The 15,890-nt window shown below is 66.6% G+C and carries 13 protein-coding genes; 7 read left to right on the plus strand and 6 right to left on the minus strand.

Going from position 1 to position 15,890, the window contains the following annotated elements; genetic code table 11:
* Window positions 1–239 precede the first annotated feature (239 nt).
* On the minus strand, window positions 240–776 hold the full coding sequence (locus AC56LR_RS12470; protein WP_497130727.1) for a DUF2058 domain-containing protein: 537 nt from the start codon (window positions 774–776) through the stop codon (window positions 240–242).
* Window positions 777–878: 102 nt separating this feature from the next.
* On the minus strand, window positions 879–2,261 hold the full coding sequence (locus tag AC56LR_RS12475; protein ID WP_497130729.1) for an HD-GYP domain-containing protein: 1,383 nt from the start codon (window positions 2,259–2,261) through the stop codon (window positions 879–881).
* Window positions 2,262–2,486: 225 nt separating this feature from the next.
* Between AC56LR_RS12475 and AC56LR_RS12480 the strand changes: the two genes are divergently transcribed.
* Window positions 2,487–4,073, plus strand: a complete 1,587-nt coding sequence (locus tag AC56LR_RS12480) for an FAD-dependent oxidoreductase (RefSeq protein ID WP_497130731.1) — start codon at window positions 2,487–2,489, stop codon at window positions 4,071–4,073.
* Between the two features lie 109 nt (window positions 4,074–4,182).
* On the opposite strand, the gene AC56LR_RS12485 is transcribed toward AC56LR_RS12480, so the two are convergent.
* Together AC56LR_RS12485 and AC56LR_RS12490 are read right to left on the minus strand one after the other, a co-directional pair.
* Window positions 4,183–4,722 (minus strand): hypothetical protein, encoded by a 540-nt coding sequence (locus AC56LR_RS12485; protein ID WP_497130733.1) that lies wholly within the window; start codon window positions 4,720–4,722, stop codon window positions 4,183–4,185.
* A gap of 132 nt (window positions 4,723–4,854) precedes the next feature.
* Window positions 4,855–6,117 (minus strand): serine hydrolase domain-containing protein, encoded by a 1,263-nt coding sequence (locus tag AC56LR_RS12490; RefSeq protein ID WP_497130735.1) that lies wholly within the window; start codon window positions 6,115–6,117, stop codon window positions 4,855–4,857.
* A 141-nt stretch (window positions 6,118–6,258) separates the two neighbouring features.
* Between AC56LR_RS12490 and AC56LR_RS12495 the strand changes: the two genes are divergently transcribed.
* Both AC56LR_RS12495 and AC56LR_RS12500 read left to right on the plus strand, forming a co-directional pair.
* Window positions 6,259–7,245 carry an LLM class flavin-dependent oxidoreductase gene (locus AC56LR_RS12495; protein WP_497130737.1) on the plus strand — a complete coding sequence of 329 codons (987 nt, stop codon included), beginning with the start codon at window positions 6,259–6,261 and terminating at the stop codon, window positions 7,243–7,245.
* Between the two features lie 82 nt (window positions 7,246–7,327).
* Entirely contained in the window at window positions 7,328–8,389 is a 1,062-nt protein-coding gene (locus AC56LR_RS12500) for a serine hydrolase domain-containing protein (RefSeq protein WP_497130739.1), read from the plus strand.
* A gap of 114 nt (window positions 8,390–8,503) precedes the next feature.
* Here the strand turns inward: AC56LR_RS12500 and AC56LR_RS12505 are convergent, their stop codons facing one another.
* On the minus strand, window positions 8,504–11,275 hold the full coding sequence (locus tag AC56LR_RS12505) for a M16 family metallopeptidase (RefSeq protein ID WP_497130741.1): 2,772 nt from the start codon (window positions 11,273–11,275) through the stop codon (window positions 8,504–8,506).
* Window positions 11,276–11,479: 204 nt separating this feature from the next.
* Window positions 11,480–12,559 carry a PQQ-dependent sugar dehydrogenase gene (locus tag AC56LR_RS12510; protein WP_497130742.1) on the minus strand — a complete coding sequence of 360 codons (1,080 nt, stop codon included), beginning with the start codon at window positions 12,557–12,559 and terminating at the stop codon, window positions 11,480–11,482.
* A 247-nt stretch (window positions 12,560–12,806) separates the two neighbouring features.
* On the opposite strand from AC56LR_RS12510, the gene mepK reads away from it, so the two are divergent.
* The 4 genes from mepK to AC56LR_RS12530 all read left to right on the plus strand — a co-directional run bounded on the left by mepK (window position 12,807) and on the right by AC56LR_RS12530 (window position 15,820).
* Entirely contained in the window at window positions 12,807–13,346 is a 540-nt protein-coding gene (mepK, locus tag AC56LR_RS12515; RefSeq protein ID WP_497130744.1) for a peptidoglycan L,D-endopeptidase MepK, read from the plus strand.
* A 4-nt stretch (window positions 13,347–13,350) separates the two neighbouring features.
* A complete protein-coding gene (locus tag AC56LR_RS12520) occupies window positions 13,351–14,151 on the plus strand; it encodes a hypothetical protein (protein ID WP_497130746.1) in 801 nt (266 codons plus the stop codon).
* Window positions 14,148–14,450, plus strand: coding sequence for a hypothetical protein (locus AC56LR_RS12525; RefSeq protein ID WP_497130747.1), 303 nt, complete (start codon window positions 14,148–14,150; stop codon window positions 14,448–14,450). The genes AC56LR_RS12520 and AC56LR_RS12525 overlap by 4 nt, the downstream gene beginning before the upstream one ends.
* Window positions 14,451–14,515: 65 nt before the next feature.
* Entirely contained in the window at window positions 14,516–15,820 is a 1,305-nt protein-coding gene (locus tag AC56LR_RS12530; RefSeq protein ID WP_497130749.1) for a M20/M25/M40 family metallo-hydrolase, read from the plus strand.
* Window positions 15,821–15,890 lie beyond the last annotated feature (70 nt).

Raw genomic sequence — 15,890 nt, forward strand, 5'->3', positions numbered from 1 at the left:
ACGCGACCTCGATTACCTCCACACGCGTTCGAGACCGCCCTTATTGAACTGATTACCTTGGTGCAGGAGGTGAGAATTTGAGGGGAAGGGTCAGGGTCAGGTCTGACATTCGGACACAGGCTCATCTGTGGTATGGCTGGGCTCGTGTCCGAATGTCAGACCTGACCCTGAAGTCGGTTGTTCAGGCAAAGAAAAAGCCACCCGAAGGTGGCGTCGCGGAGGCGGCAAGGCGGGCTTGCTTACCAGGTGAAGTCGTCCGGGATCTGGTAATCGGCATACGGATCGTCGACATCGGCTTCGACGGCAGACTGTTTTACCTGGATCACGATGGCCGGATCGCGCTCGGCGATCTTGGCGGCGATCACCTTCGGCACCAGCTCATAGGTCCCGTTCAGGAACACGATTGCCAGGCGGCCGGCCACCAGGTGTTTCTGCACGGCCGCCGAGACGTGGATGCGCTCGATCTTGGTGCCGTGGGTGAAGTTGTAGGCGATGTCGCCGGCGCCGCGCGGCTGGCGGTTGGTGTGCACCAGCTGGGCGATCTGCGCCGCTACGGCCTTTTGCTGGGCGGCGGCGTCGCGCTGCGCATTGAGTTCCCGCGCCCGCTCGGCATTCTTGCGCTGCAGTTCGAGCGCGGCCTCGCGCGATTCGTTGACCGATTCGGTGCCGGTACGGCGCTCAATTTTTTTCTGCTTGGTCTTGTCTTGAGTGACTTTTTGGACCTTCTTCTTGTCCACCAGACCTGCTTTCAGCAACTGCTCCGCCAGCGACACCATATTCTTGCTCCTTCGAATGCCGGCCCGCACGCTGCCGGCCGCCGTAAAGCCGCTAGCATAGCAAACCGCGGACCGGCTGCGGCGGTCCGCGGCGCAGCGCCGTCAGGCCGCAGCCGCCATGGGCAGGCGCGCCATCGCTTTTTTCAACGCGGCGAAGCAGTCCGCATCAAGCGCGCTGCCGACGGTCTTTTCCATCATCTCCAGGGCCTGCGGCACCGGAATTGCGCCGCGGTAGGGACGCTCGGCGGTGATGGCGTCGAAGATGTCGGCAGTGGTGATGATGCGGGTCTCGATGCCGATCTCGTCGCCGCTCAGGCCGCGCGGATAGCCGGTGCCATCCAGGCGCTCGTGGTGCGCGCCCGCGATCTTCGCCAGGCCCGCAAACGCGTGGATACGGCCGAGGATCGTCTCGGTGTATTCGGCGTGCTGCCGGACCGCGGCCCATTCTTCGCGGTCGAGCGAGCCTGCCTTGTCGAGCACGCTGTTGCTCACCCCCAGCTTGCCGACGTCGTGCAGCAGCGCGCCGCGCTTGAGCCAGCGGCGCTGCTGCGCGCCCATCCCCAGCTCTTCCGCGATCAGGTCGGTGTACAGCGCCACGCGCGCGCTGTGGCCGCTGGTATAGGGGCTCTTGGCGTCCACTACCTGGCCGAAGGCGGTGGCGATGTCGTCGAGGTAGTCGTCGTCGAGCGGCACTTCGCGGCCGGCCGGCTCCAGCGCGAACACGGCCTGGTCGACGCTCGTCGATGCCAGCATGTCCCAGAAGGCCGGGGCGGCCGCCACCTGCTCGAAGGCCGCCACCAGGCGCGGGTCGAACCAGGTGCCGGCGCGGTTGCGCACTTCCTTCATGGCGCTGTCGCGTCCCGACGCGGTGTTGAACACGTCGATCACCTGGGCCAGCAGCGCGATGCGCGCGTACATCGGGATGGCCTCGCCCGCCAGGCCCGCGGGCTTGCCCTTGCCGTTGAAATGCTCGTCGAGCGAATAGACGCCGGCGGCGACTCCTTCGGAAAAACGCAGCAGGCGCGCGATCTCGGCGCCGCGCTGGCAGCGCGTGGCGATCAGGCCCTGCGCGATGCCCGGGCCGTCGCGCAGGATGGTCATCACGCTGCGGAAGCGCTCGGCCAGGCCGGCCTTCAGGCCGGTGTGGGTCAGCACGAAAGAGAGCACCTGCGGCAGGCTGTCGCCCACAAGCTTGAAGTCGCGCTTGAAGTCCAGGTCGTCGGTGAGATAGAGCTCGCAGATGCGCGCCGCGTTGCTGCTGCAGCCCAGGTCCTTGAGCAGCAGGGTGTAATACAGTTCCCACAGTGCTTCTTCGGGCAGGCCGATGGCTTGGCCGATGTGCATGCCGATCCAGCAGCAGCGGACGCAATGGCCGTCCGGCTGGCCTTCGGTGATGTCGAGCGCGTAGCTCAGGGCTCCGATGAGTTCGGAAAGCTTCATGGCGCTGGGCGGAAACGCCTGTACCGGACCGGTAGCTTTGTTCATCGCGATAGTTCCTGTGGGTAATATGAATTAATTCTACGCCACAACATCCTCGGGAAACCGTCTGGTCGTCAATTTCGATAATGCTGGTGCAAGCCTGCCACAAACGGGCTCGCCGGGCACGCTCTGCTGAGCCTGCTCGTCCTGCCCGGCATCGTGCTACGGGCTTTTTTGGCGCCCGGTAGACTGTGCCAAGGACTCATCGCCCTGCACAGAAAGGATGACGACATGCCTGCTACGACGAACGGCGCTTCGCTCTCGGTATGGCTGGACACCGCCGACCTGCCCACCTATCCTCCGCTGCCGGGCGAACTCGATACCGAGGTCTGCATCGTCGGCGCCGGCATCGCCGGCTTGACTACCGCCTACCTGCTGGCCAGGGAGGGACGCAAGGTGGCCGTGATCGATGCGCTCGGCATCGGCGCCGGCGAAACCGGCCGCACCACGGCCCACCTGTTCCCGCCCGACGAGTGGTATGCCACCATCGAGGACAAGTTCGGCGCCGGCAATGCGAGGCTGGTGGCCGACGCTCATGCGCGCGCGATCACCCTGGTGGAATCGATCGCCGCCGAAGAAAACATCGACTGCGGATTCGAACGCCTCGACGGCTACCTGTACGCCCGGCCCGCCAACGGCTTGCGCGACCTCGAGAAGGAATACAACTGCGCAAGGCGCGCCGGCGTCGCGGTCGAACTGCTGACCTGCGTGCCCGGTCTGCCCTTCGATTCCGGCCCCGCCGTGCGATACAAGGGCCAGGCCCAGTTCCATCCGCTGAACTACCTGGCCGGCCTGGCGCGCGCCATCGAGCGCCTGGGCGGCAGCGTGCATGGCGCCACCCACGCGCACCAGGTGCGCGGCGACCAGCAACAGCAAACCGTGAGCACCGACCGCGGCGACATCCGTGCACGCGCCGTGGTGCTGGCCACGCACACGCCCTTCAACGACCGCGTGGTGATGCACACCAAGCAGGCCGGCTACCGCACCTATGTGGTGGGCCTGCGGGTAGCACGCGGGTCGCTGCCGCGCCTCCTGCTGTGGGATACGGGCGACCCGTATTACTACGTGCGCCTGGAGTCGCCCGCCGGCGCGGAGCACGACATCCTGATCGTCGGCGGGGCCGACCACAAGACCGGGCAGGACGATCACCCCGAACACCGCTACGACGAGATCGAGCGCTGGGCGCGCGAGCACTTCCCCCAGGCGCAGGCGGTCGCCTATCGCTGGTCGGGCGAGGTGATGGAGCCGTCCGACGGCCTGCCCTACCTCGGCCGCAACCCGATGGACGACGACAACGTCTACCTGATCACCGGCGACTCGGGCAATGGCATGACCCATTGCACCATCGGCGCCATGCTGATCGCCGACCTGATCGGCGGCCGCGACAATCCCTGGCGGGCGCTGTACGACCCGTCGCGCAAACCGGTGCACGGCCTGGCCGATTTCGCCTCGGAGCAGGCCAATACCCTGGCGCGCTACGGCGAATGGCTGACCGGGGGCGACGTCGATTCGGTACAGGAGATCGCCGCCGGCGAAGGCGCGGTGGTGCGCGACGGCCTGCGCAAGATCGCGGTCTACCGCGACGCCCAGGGCGCTCTGCACGCGGTGTCGGCCAAGTGCACCCACCTGGGCTGCGCCGTACACTGGAATTCGGCCGAGCGCTCCTGGGACTGCCCCTGCCACGCCTCGCGCTTCGACATCGAGGGCACCGTGCTGCATGGGCCGGCGCCCGAACCGCTCGAGAAAATCGAACTGGCGGACGGCAGCCCGCTTCCGCGTTCGCCGCGCGCCGGCATCCGGGGGCGCAATGCCCGCTGAGGGCGCGCTGGAGGCCTGTCCGGCCGTGTAAACGAGGACACCAGCCCGCAGGCTGGTGTCGGACGCGGCCACATGGCCGCGCAGGGGGAGAACAGGAGTCCTTGGCGGATCAGTAGCCGCGGCCGGTGCCGCCGGTGTTGGTGCCCGTGCCGGTCGTGCCTGACGTACCGGTGGAGCCGCTGGTGCTCGAGCGGGTTGGCGGCTCGCTAGAGGCGCCGGTGCTGGTGCGGCCTGCCTCGACACCCATGCTGCCCGACTCGGTCTGGCCGCTGGAGCCGGTGGCGCCCATCGAACCGGTGCTGCCGCTCGCGCTGCTTGCCGCGCCGGTGTCGCCGCTGGTGGCGCCACTCATGCTCGAGCCGCTCATGCTGCCGGTGCCGGCGCCGTGGGCCGCGTCATGGTGCTTGCCCTTCTTGCCGTGTTTCTTGCCCTGCTTGTGCGAGCTGCCCATGGCGCTGGCCGAGGAGCTGCCGCTGCTTTGATCGTGCATGCTGCCGCTCTGGCTGGTGCCGGCGGTGGTGCCGGTGCTGGAGGTGGCGCCGGTCTGGCCGGCCGTGTTGGTCGATTGCGCATGGACGGTGGTGGCGCCGAACATGGCGGCGGCGACGGAAGCACCCAACAGGCCTTTCAGTAGCTTATTCATCTTCATGTCGATCTCCTAAAATTATCTTCGGGCGAAAAGCTCAACAATATCAATGAGATATTGCATAGGCGTCCGAGTGTAGAGATGGCCGACACCGGCAGGCGCACGGTAGCCTGCTGGAAAAATAAGCAAGGCCGGTCAATGCCGGGTCGCGGCTATGGCAGGCGCCGCCACGCGCGCGGCCTGCGCCGACAGCGTGCCGAGCTGGGTGTACAGCGCCAGCACATTGCTTTTATCGTCAGGATAGACACGATTGGACAGGAAGACGTAGAAACTGCGCGACTGCGGATCGATCCACAGGATGCAGCCGGTGAAGCCGGTATGCCCGTAGGAGCCGACCGGGAACAGCGTGCCGCGCGGACGCTGTGCGTAAGGCGAGTCGATGTCCATGCCCAGGCCGCGCATGGCCAGCCCGGGCGGCGACTGCGCGGTGGTGAGCAGGCGCACGCTCTCCGTCGACAGCACGCGCACGCCGTCCAGCTCCCCCCTGCCCAGCAGCATGCGGGCAAAACGCGCCACGTCGCGCGCGGTGGAAAACACGCCGGCGGAACCGGCCACGCCGCCCATACGCCGCACGGTCGGGTCGTGCACGGCGCCTTGCAGCAGCTGGCCCGGCCCAAGGTCGCCATGCAGGGCGGCGTCGCCTTCGAGCGGCGCGCGCTGGGTCGGCGCGATCCGCCCCGCCGGCATGCGCGCCAGCGGCAGGTAGCCGGTGTCGCTCATGCCCAGCGGCCTGAAGATGCGCTGCTGGGCGAACTGGTCGAGCGGCATGCCGGCCACGCGTTCCACCAGCTGGCCGAGCAGGATGTAATTGATGTCCGAATAGCGGAAGAAGCTGCCCGGCGCATGCGTCACCGCTTGCGCGCAGGCCAGGGCATGCGCCGCTTCCCCGCCTTTCCAGGCGGGTGTGGCCGGCAAGCCCGCCGGCAGCCCGGAAGCATGCGCCAGCAGCTGGCGCACAGTGATCGCGTCCTTGCCGCCGTTCGCGCATTCGGGGAAATAGCGCACCAGCGGCGCATCGAGTGCGAGCTTGCCGTCTTCGGCCAGGATCAGCACCGAGGGAGCGGTCGAGAGCACCTTGCTCAAGGAAGCCGCGTCGAACACCGTATCGGGCGCTACCTTGGTGGCGCCGGAGTTGTAGGTGTAGCTTCCAAACCCCTTTTCGACCACCGCGCCCGCGCGTTCGAGATGAAACACGGCGCCCGGCAACTTGCGGGCGGCGATATGGTCCAGGATGGCGCGCTCCAGCTCCGCCAGCGGCCTGGCGTCGAACCCGGCCTCAGCGCCAATCGCGGCGCTGTCCGTCCCAGGCAGGTGCGCGCAACCGCTGGCCAACAGGGCGGCGCAGAGGACGGCAAGCAGGGTCGTGCGGCGGCATGGCGAATTCAGGAATCTGGACATGGGCAGGGAATGAATGAAGGGGCAGCGCGCTTGATCATAAGGACGTGTCCGCCTCGGGTCAATCTTTACAGAACACCAGGCAGTGACAAGCGTTCTGGGCCATCGCGTACGCGAAAAACCGCATCGGCGTATCATCGATGAATGATTCCATTCTCGATACTCGACCTCTCGCCGATCGCAGAAGGCAGCGATGCGGCAACATCTTTCCACCGGTCACTAGACCTCGCCCAACATGGCGAGCGTTGGGGCTACAACCGCTTCTGGCTGGCCGAACACCACGGCATGCCGGGCATCGCCAGTGCCGCCACCGCGGTGCTGATCGGGCATGTGGCGGCCGGCACCTCGACCATCCGGGTCGGCGCCGGCGGCATCATGCTGCCCAACCATTCGCCGCTGGTGATTGCCGAACAATTCGGCACGCTCGAATCGCTGTTCCCGGGACGCATCGACCTGGGCCTGGGCCGCGCGCCGGGCTCGGACCACGTCACCGCGCGCGCCCTGCGCCGCAATCTGGCGTCCGACGCCGACGAGTTCCCGCAGGACGTCGTCGAGCTGATGGATTATTTCGCCGACTCGCCGCGCCGCCAAGTACGGGCGGTGCCGGGCGCGGGCCTGGACGTGCCGGTCTGGATCCTCGGCTCGAGCCTGTTCGGCGCCCAGCTGGCCGCCGCACTCGGCCTGCCGTATGCGTTTGCCTCGCATTTCGCGCCGCAGATGATGATGCAGGCGATCGAGATCTACCGCTCGACCTTCCGTCCGTCCGCCCAGCTCGAAAAACCTTACGTCATGCTCGGTTTTAACGTGTTCGCTGCCGATACCGACGCCGAAGCCCAGGTGCTGGCGACCTCGATGCAGCAGGCCTTCGTCAACCTGCGCAGCGGCCGTCCGAGCAAGCTGCAGCCTCCCGTGCCGGGTTACCTCGAGAGCCTCGGCACGGCCGAGCGCATGATGCTCGACAGCGTGCTCTCGTGCACCGCGATCGGGGACCCTGAAGCCGTGGAAGCCCAGCTGCGCGCCTTCATCGCGCGCGCCAAGCCCGACGAGCTGATGATCACTTCGCAGGTATTCGACCACGCGGCGCGCCTGCGTGCCTACGAGATCACGGCCGACATCCAGCGCAAGGGCTGACCGGCGCACACGCCTGCCCGGGCGTCCGCCGTCCCCGGAAAGCGGCAGTTACAATGCAGCTGCCACTTTACCGGGAGACCCCATGCGTATCCGTTTTTCCCTGCTCGCCCCTGCCGGCTTCGCGCTGGCATTGTCCGGCTGCGCCGTGATCGACAAGGTCACCACCGAACCCCTGATCGAACGCCACCTGCCGAAGGATTACAGCGGCGTAGCCGCCGTGCGCAAGGATGCCCGCTCGACCCTGGTCACGCGCGCCGGCGGCCTGGCCCTGCGCGAGGAAGCCCAGGCCAACACCAAAGACACCCGCTTCATGATCGGCTCGATGACCAAGTGGATCAGCGCCGTCACCGTGCTGCGCCTGGCCGACATGGGCAAGCTCGACCTGGATGCCCCGATCGCGCGCCACCTGCCGGAGCTGCCGGCCGCGAACGGCGCCGTCACGCTGCGCCAGCTGATGTCGAACCGGAGCGGCATCCCGAACGGCCTGTCCGAAGCCCTCAAGAAAGACAAGGCGATCGAGAACCTCGAGATCGGCCCGGTCGAAGCCGCCCTGCGTTTCGGGGCCGGCCAAGCCGCCGCGCCGGGGTCCAGCTACGATTACTCGGTGACGAACTGGGTGCTGGTCGGGGCCGTCGTCGAGCGCGCCACGAAAAAGCCGTTTACCGAAGTCGTGGAAGAACTGGTGCTGGCGCCGGCCGGCGTGCGCGACACCAGCTTCGGCGCCACCGGTTACGAGGATGCGGTCGGCATGGCCGTGGCCTATACCGCCGCCGGCGGGCGCAAGGTCCCGACCGCGCCGCCGATGGTGGCCGCCAGCGGCACCCTGTACAGCACCGCGCGCGACCTGGTGGCGCTGGCCGACAGCGTCTATTTCACCAAGCTGCTGTCCGATAAGGCGCGGCGCGCGCTGTCCACCGTGCAGGTGGCTTCCGAAGACTATGCGCTGGGCGGCCGCATGAAAACCATCACGACGAAAAAAGGCGCCCGTTCCCTTGCGTGGGTAACGGGCGCCTTTGGCGGCTACAAGACCTTGCTGGCCTACGATCCGCTTGACGGGCGTGCGGTGGTGCTGCTCAATAACACCGACATGCCGCAGCCGGAGCAGGCGAAGATTGCGACGGCCTTGTTTCAAGCCTTGGATTAATCGTAGGGTGGCCGGCTTTGCCGGCCGCGCGTTCAAATCACGTACGCAAACACGCGACGTGGTTTTCATACGATGGTTGAACGCGCGGGCGGGAGGACCCGCCCACCCTACATTTCACCGGACCGGATTCCCATCCACATCGATCTTGCGCACTTCGCCGATATTCAGCGAACGGATGCCCGACTCGATCTTGCTCAGGTCACCCACCACGACCCACACCAGGCGGTCCGGCGTGTAGCTGCGGGCGGCCAGCGCATTGGCTTGCTGTGGCGTGAGCGACAGCGCCTTCTCGGTGAAGGTGTTGTAGTAGTCGTCCCCCAGGCCGTACTGCACGATGTTGGTATAGGCGTTGGTCAGTTGGCCGGCGGTCTCGAAGCTGCCCGGCAGGCCCAGCGTGTTGTTGTCCAGCGCGCCTTTCAACTCCTCGGCCGTGATCGGCTTGCCGCCGGCGATGTTGCGGTACTCCGTCACGAGTTCCTGCATCGCTTCGCGGGTCTTGTCGGTCTGCACCGGCGAGACGCTCATGAACGGACGCTGGCCGATGGCCGGCGACAGCTGGCTCGACACGCCGTACGACCAGTGCTTGTCTTCACGCAGGTTCATGTTGATGCGCGAGCTGAAGGTGCCCCCAAAAACGTCGTTGACGATTTCCAGTGGCAGCGACTCCGGGCTGTTGCGCGGCGGAGCCAGCTGGGCGCCGACGATCACGCTTTGCAGCGCGCCCGGACGGTCGACCAGGTAGACCACGCTTTTCTCCTGCGGCGCCACGGTGGCCAGCACCTTCTTCGGCACCTCGCCGGCTTTCCAACCCGCGAACGATTTCTCGAGCAGCGGCTTGATCTCGGCCAGCGTGGTGTCGCCCACCACCAGCAGGGTGGCGTTGTTCGGCTTGAACCAGGTGGCGTGGTACTTGGCCAGGTCGTCGCGGGTCATGCGCTTGACTGCTTCCTCGGTGCCGGTACCGGTGAACGGCTTGGCGTACACGTGTTCCTTGCCGTACAAGAGGTTCGGCAGCACGCGCAGCGCCATCAGCTGCGGTACGGTCTTCTCGCGCTGGATCGCGGCCAGGCGGTCTTTCTGCAGGCGGGTGAACTCGTTCTGCGGGAAGGCCGGGTTCAGCACCAGGTCCGAGTACACGGCCAGCGACTGCGGCAGCGTGGCCTTGAGCGTGTTCATGTAGACGAACGCGCTGTCGAGGTTGGTGCCGGCGCCGAACTGCGCGCCCAGGCCCGCGAACTCTTCGCCGATTTCCAGCGACTTGCGGGTCTTGGTGCCTTCCTCCAGCATGCGCAGCGCCAGGCTGGCCACGCCCGGCTTGTCGGCCGCGTCGGACGCGTAGCCGCTGTCCACCAGCATCTGGAAGTTCACCACCGGTGCATCGTGGCGCTCCGCCAGCACGACCTTCAGGCCGTTCGACAGGGTCATCTTCTGCATGTCCGGCAGCTTGAGCGACATTGGTTTACCCAGCGCCGGTTCCTTGCTGCGGTCCGGTGCGGCGCCGGCCACCAGGGTGGTCGGGTAAGGATCGACCTGCAGCACGAAGTCGCCGTCGCTGAGCCAGTCGTTCATGGCTTTCTTGACGGTGGCCGGGGTCGCGGCCTTGATGCGCTCCAGGTAGACCTTGTAGCAGTCCGGGTTGCCGGTGTAGGTGGTGCACGAAGCCAGCAGGTCGCTCTTGCCGCCGAAGCCGCCGACGCGTTCGATCATGCGGGTGTACTGGGCCAGGATGGTGGTCTTGGCCAGGCGCAGTTCCGCTTCCGTCGGGCCGTTCTTCATCAGCGCGCGCAGTTCTTCGTCCGCCGCGCTTTCCATCCTGGCGACGTCCACGCCGGGACGCGCGGTCATGGTCACGTCGAACTGGCCGCCGATTTCCGCCGCGTCGTCGCTGGCGGTCGCGCTGGTGGCCAGCTGGTCCTTGTACACCAGGCGCTTGTACAGGCGCGAGGTCTTGCCGCCGCCCAGCACCACCGCCGCCAGGTCGAGCTGCGCTTCTTCCGGCGTGTGCGCGCCCGGAACGTTCCAGGTGCGATAGATGCGCGATTGCGGTACGCGATCCTGCACCGTGGTGCGATGGGTGCCGGTGCGCTTGGCGATCCAGGCTTCATGCTTGGCCAGCGGCGGGCCCGGAGGAATATGGCCGTAATACTGCTCGACCTTCTGGCGCGCCACTTCCGGCGTGATGTCGCCGGACAGCACCAGCACGGTGTTGTTCGGGCCGTAGTTGGTCTTGAACCAGTCCTGCACGTCCGTCATCGAGGCCGCGTCCAGGTCTTCCATCTTGCCGATCACGGTCCAGGAATACGGATGGCCGACCGGATAGGTGTTCGTCACCAGCAGCTCGTAGGCCACGCCGTAGGGCTGGTTCTCGCGCTGGCGCTTTTCGTTCTGCACCACGCCGCGCTGCAGGTCGAGCTTCTTCTTGTCGACGGTGCCCAGCAGGTGGCCCATGCGGTCGCTCTCGGCGAACAGCGCATAGTCCAGCATCGAGGTCGGCACGTTCTGGAAGTAGTTGGTGCGGTCCTGGTTGGTGGTGCCATTCAGGTCCGTCGCGCCGATGCCTTCCATCGCATTCAGGTAGGTCTTCTTGAAGTTGTCGCTGCCGCTGAACATCAGGTGTTCGAACAGGTGGGCGAAACCGGTCTTGCCGACCTTCTCGTTCTTCGATCCGACGTGGTACCAGGTGTTGATCGCGACCACCGGGGTCTTGTGGTCTTCGTGCACCAGCACCGTCAGGCCGTTCTTGAGGACGAACTTGGTGTACGGGACGTTGGGGATCGGGATGTCAGGCATCGATGCCTGCTTGCTCGGTGCGGCCTGCACCGCGGAGATGCTGGTCACCAGCGCCAGCGCTGCGGCCAGCTTGAGATTGCGAACGGATACTGCCATGCTGCTCCTCCTGTGGGTCATCCGGGTCGGATGGAAAGAGCATTCTAGGCAGCTTTTCTCATTGCAACAATGTCAGGCGCATGGATCGGTCAAATTCCACGTAGGGTGGCCGGCTTCGCCGGCCGCGCGTTCAAATCACCGATGCAAACACGCGCCGTGGTCCGCGTACGTCCGTTGAACGCGCGGGCGGGAGACCCGCCCACCCTACCGTGGAACGATCCGCAACAGGCTGCCGCGGGTCTCATCCGTCAGCGCATACAGCTGCCCATCCGGTCCCTGGCGCACGTCGCGCACGCGCTTGCCGATGGCGAGCTTTTCCTGGCGCGTGACCTTGCCCTGCGCATCGAGCGCGACGCGGCGGATGTCTTCCCCGGCCAGGCTGCCGGAGAACAGGCTGCCGCGCCAGGCCGGGAAAGCCTTGCCGGTGTAATACGCCAGGCCCGAGGGCGCCGGCGACGGCACCCAGACCACGATCGGCTGCACCATGCCCGGCACCACCTTGGCGCCGATCGGCTCGCGGCTGCTGTAGTCCAGGCCATAGCTTTGCAGCGGCCAGCCGTAGTTCTTGCCGCCTTCGACCAGGTTGATTTCGTCGCCGCCGCGCGGGCCGTGCTCGCTGGCCCAGACACGCCCGCTTTGCGGGTCGACCGCCATGCCCTGGATGTTGCGGTGGCCGATGCTCCACAGCTCCGGCAGCGCGCCCGGCTGGCCGGCCAGCGGATTGCCGGCGGCCGGCTTGCCCTCGGCGGTGAGATGCAGGATGGACCCGTTGTGGCTGCCCAGATTCTGGGCCTGGTCGCGCGCCAGCATGTTGCCCACGCGCTGGGGCGGGTTGCCGCCGTCGCCGATGCTCATCAACAGGCTGCCGTCCTTGAGGAAAACGATGCGCGAGCCGAAGTGCTGGCCGCCGCTCTTCGACGGCGAGGCGGTGAAGATCGTCTTGATGCCATGCACGCGCTTGCCGTCGAAGATGCCCTGCACCAGCACCGTGCGGTTCTCGTCCTGGGTGCCGCTGGCCATGGTCATGTAGACGCGCGGATTCGGGCCCTTGTCGGCCGGGTGCACGGCGATGTCGAGCAGGCCGCCCTGGCCGCCCGCGAACAGCGCCGGCAAGCCGTCCATCGCGATCTCGTCGACGCGCTTGCCGTTGACCAGGTGCAGCGTGCCCTTCTTGCCGGTGACGAGCATGCGGCCGTCCGCCAGCCAGGCCATGCCCCAGGGTTGCGGCAGGCCGTCGGCGACCGTTTCAGCACGCCAGCCCGTCGCCGCGGGCGGCTGATCCACCGGCTCGACAAGCTGCGTATTAGCCTGCGCAATGACCTGCACGGATAGCAAACCGAGCAAGGCAGCGAGTGAAATGAGACCCCTTGCCGGCATTCGTTGATAACTCGTCATCGAAAAATCTCCCAAAGTTGTTGAAAACACTAAGATCGTAGCGTATTAGCTGCATTTTCCACGATTTTGTCAGCAGGTTTAACACAATCGGCGTAGAATTAACCTTTGAGCGCAACCACCATAAGGATCCAATCCGATGATGCAACGCCGAGCTTTCCTGAAGTCCTCCATCCTCCTCGCAGCACCCACCCTCAGCATTCCAGCACTTGCCAAATCTGCATCAGCCGCACCAGGCGAACGCACGCTGCGCCTGTACAACACGCACACCGGCGAAAAGCTGACCAGCGTGTTCTGGGCCGATGGCGAGTTCGTGCCGGACGCGCTGAAGGACATCAACAAGGTGCTGCGCGACCACCGCAACAACAAGGTTGCCGACATGGATCCGCAACTGATGCTGCTGCTGAGCGCTGTCAACGAGAAGATGGACAACAACAAGGAACTGCACATCATTTCGGGCTACCGCTCGCCGGAGTCGAACGCCAAGCTGGTCGCGGCGAGCGGCGGCGTGGCCAAGCACAGCCTGCACATGGAAGCAAAAGCCATCGACATCCGCATTCCGGGCAAGGACCTGCGCATGCTGCAGCGCGCCGCCATGTCGGCCAAGGTCGGCGGCGTCGGCTACTACGCGGACTCGCAATTCGTCCACGTCGACACCGGCCGCGTCCGCTACTGGTAAGACCATGACGCGGCGTCCTTCCCGCGTCCTCCCGGGGCTGGCCCTTGTCCTGGCCGGCCTCGTCGCTTTGCCGGCCCAGGCCGCCGGCCAAGCCGCCACCGTCACGGTGCAATCCACCCGTGATCCGGTCGATAAATCGTATAGAAAAATGATCAAGGGCATGGAGCGCTTCGAGCGCGAGCATGCCCTGGCGCCGAACGCGCCCCTGCGCTTCCAGTTGCTGCCACGCGCTCTCACCGTGAACATGAGCGGCATCACCTTGCGCGTGGCCGGCGACAGCGTCAGCGTCCCGGTCGAGGTCGCGGCCGACAACAGTTTCGTGCTGCCGCGTGTCGATGCCGCGCTGCGCGAAGACGCCGCCGTGCTCGCCAACCGCAAGACCACCAGCATGACCTGGCGCGCCCTCATCACCACCCCCGGCCTTCCCCCGGGCACCCGGCGCCTGGGCGACATGCGCCTGGAATGCCGGGTCGGCGTCGAGGCCGGGCTGGTGTCCAACAGTTCGCCGCTGTTCGCCTGGGTCACCAATGCCTTGAGTTCGCCCGAGCAGGTCTGCGGCAGCCCCGATGGCAATTACCTGTTCTTCGCCGACCGTCCCGTATTCGCGGTGACCCTGCGCGCGGGCGAGCGCGTCGAGACCCTGCCCTTCAAGATGATGTATGCGGGCGGCGAGCAGACCAAAACCGACCTGCAATACTGCGATTGCCAGGTAATGCTCGACCGCACCTTCTATGCGCCGATCTGGGATACGTCCTGGCCGAACGACACGCTGGTCGAGTTCACCTACATGGAGGACGCGCCATGAAGGTAACGGCTTTCGTCCTTGCCGCCATCGTGCTGGCCGGCTGCGCCAGCTCGCCCGTGCCGCCCGGCGTGCAAGTGTCGAGCGAAAAGCTGCAGCAAACCGTCGTCCCGGGCGCCACGACCAGGGCGCAATTGCTGGCGGCCTTCGGCCCGACCAAGACCGTCGTGTTCGACAGCGGCTTCGAGACCTGGGTCTACCAGGCGCCTCTCGGCGCCGGACGCTTTGCCGAATACGTCGTGCTCATCAATCCCCAGGGTGTCGTCACCAAGACCCGTACCCGGGCGCCCGCCCAGCCCTGAGCGGTTGCGGCCGCCTCGCCCTTCCGTAGTAAAGTAAGGCATTCTTCATTGCAATGGATGCCCGGATGCCACGCAAGCTTGCCTCGTCCCTCGTATTGACCGCCCTGCTGTGCGGGAGTGACGCCGCCCAGGGCCTGTCCCCGGTTGAGCAGCGCATTGCCGACGACATCAAGGCGTGGCAGCCCCAGGCGATCGACCTGCTCGAGCGCAGCGCGCGCATCAACAGCGGCACCATGAACCTGCCCGGCGTGCGCGCGGTGGGCGACGTCTTCCGCCAGGAACTCGACGCGCTCGGCTTCAAGACCGTGTGGATCGACATGCCGCGCGAGATGGGGCGCGCCGGCCACCTGGTCGCCAACCGGACCGGCACCTCGGTCCAGGGCAAGCGCCTGCTGCTGCTCGGCCACCTCGACACCGTCTTCGAACTGGACGCGCCCGGCCCGCTGTGGCAGCGCGAAGGCATGCGCGCGCGCGGCCAGGGCGTCGGCGACATGAAAGGCGGCAACGTGATCGTGATCGCCGCCCTGCGCGCCCTGCAGCGTGCGGGCGCGCTCGACAACACGAACATCAGCGTGGTGTTCACCGGCGACGAGGAAAACGCCGGCCATCCGAGAGAGGTATCGCGGCGCGACCTGGTCGAACTGGCCAAGCGCAGCGACGTCGCGCTCAGTTTCGAAGGGGCGATCACCGATGCATCCGGCCAGGCGATGGCCACCGTCGGACGGCGCGCTACCGCTTCCTTCGACCTCGATGTGAACGGCCGCCAGGGCCACTCGCAGGGGGTGTTCGGCAACGGCGGCTATGGCGCGGTATATGAAGCGGCGCGCATCCTCGACGGCTTCCGCCAGGCGGTGGTCGAGCCCGGCCTCACCTTCAACCCGGGCGTGATCCTCGGCGGCACCGACGTCGTCATCGACGAAGCCAACTCGAAGGGCACGGCGGCGGGCAAGACCAATGTCATCGCCAATACCGTCACCGTGCGCGGCGACCTGCGCTACCTCGACTACGCCCAGCGCGACCGCGCCCAGGCCCGCATGCGCGAGATCGTCGCGCAAAGCCTGCCGGGCGCCAGCGCCAGCATTACCTTCCGCGATTCCTATCCGCCGATGGCGGTCACGCCCGGCAACCTGGCGCTGCTGGCGCAGTATTCGCAGGCAAGCCTGGATGCCGGCCTGGGCGCGGTGGGCGCGGTGCCGCCCTCGGCCAGAGGCGCCGGCGACATCCAGTTCGTGGCGCCGCTCATCGACAGCCTGGACGGCCTGGGCGCCGGCGGCAGCGGCGCGCATGCGCCGGGCGAAACGGTCGACCTGGGTTCGCTGGAACGCTCCGCGGTCCGCGCGGCATTGTTGATTTATCGCCTGACGCGCTAAGCCGTTTCGGTAACAGCGTCGCGCATCAGCCACGCTGATCTGCGGTGCGCGCATGCGCCTGTCTTCGCTG

Source organism: Telluria sp. ZT3P39 (assembly GCF_059685935.1).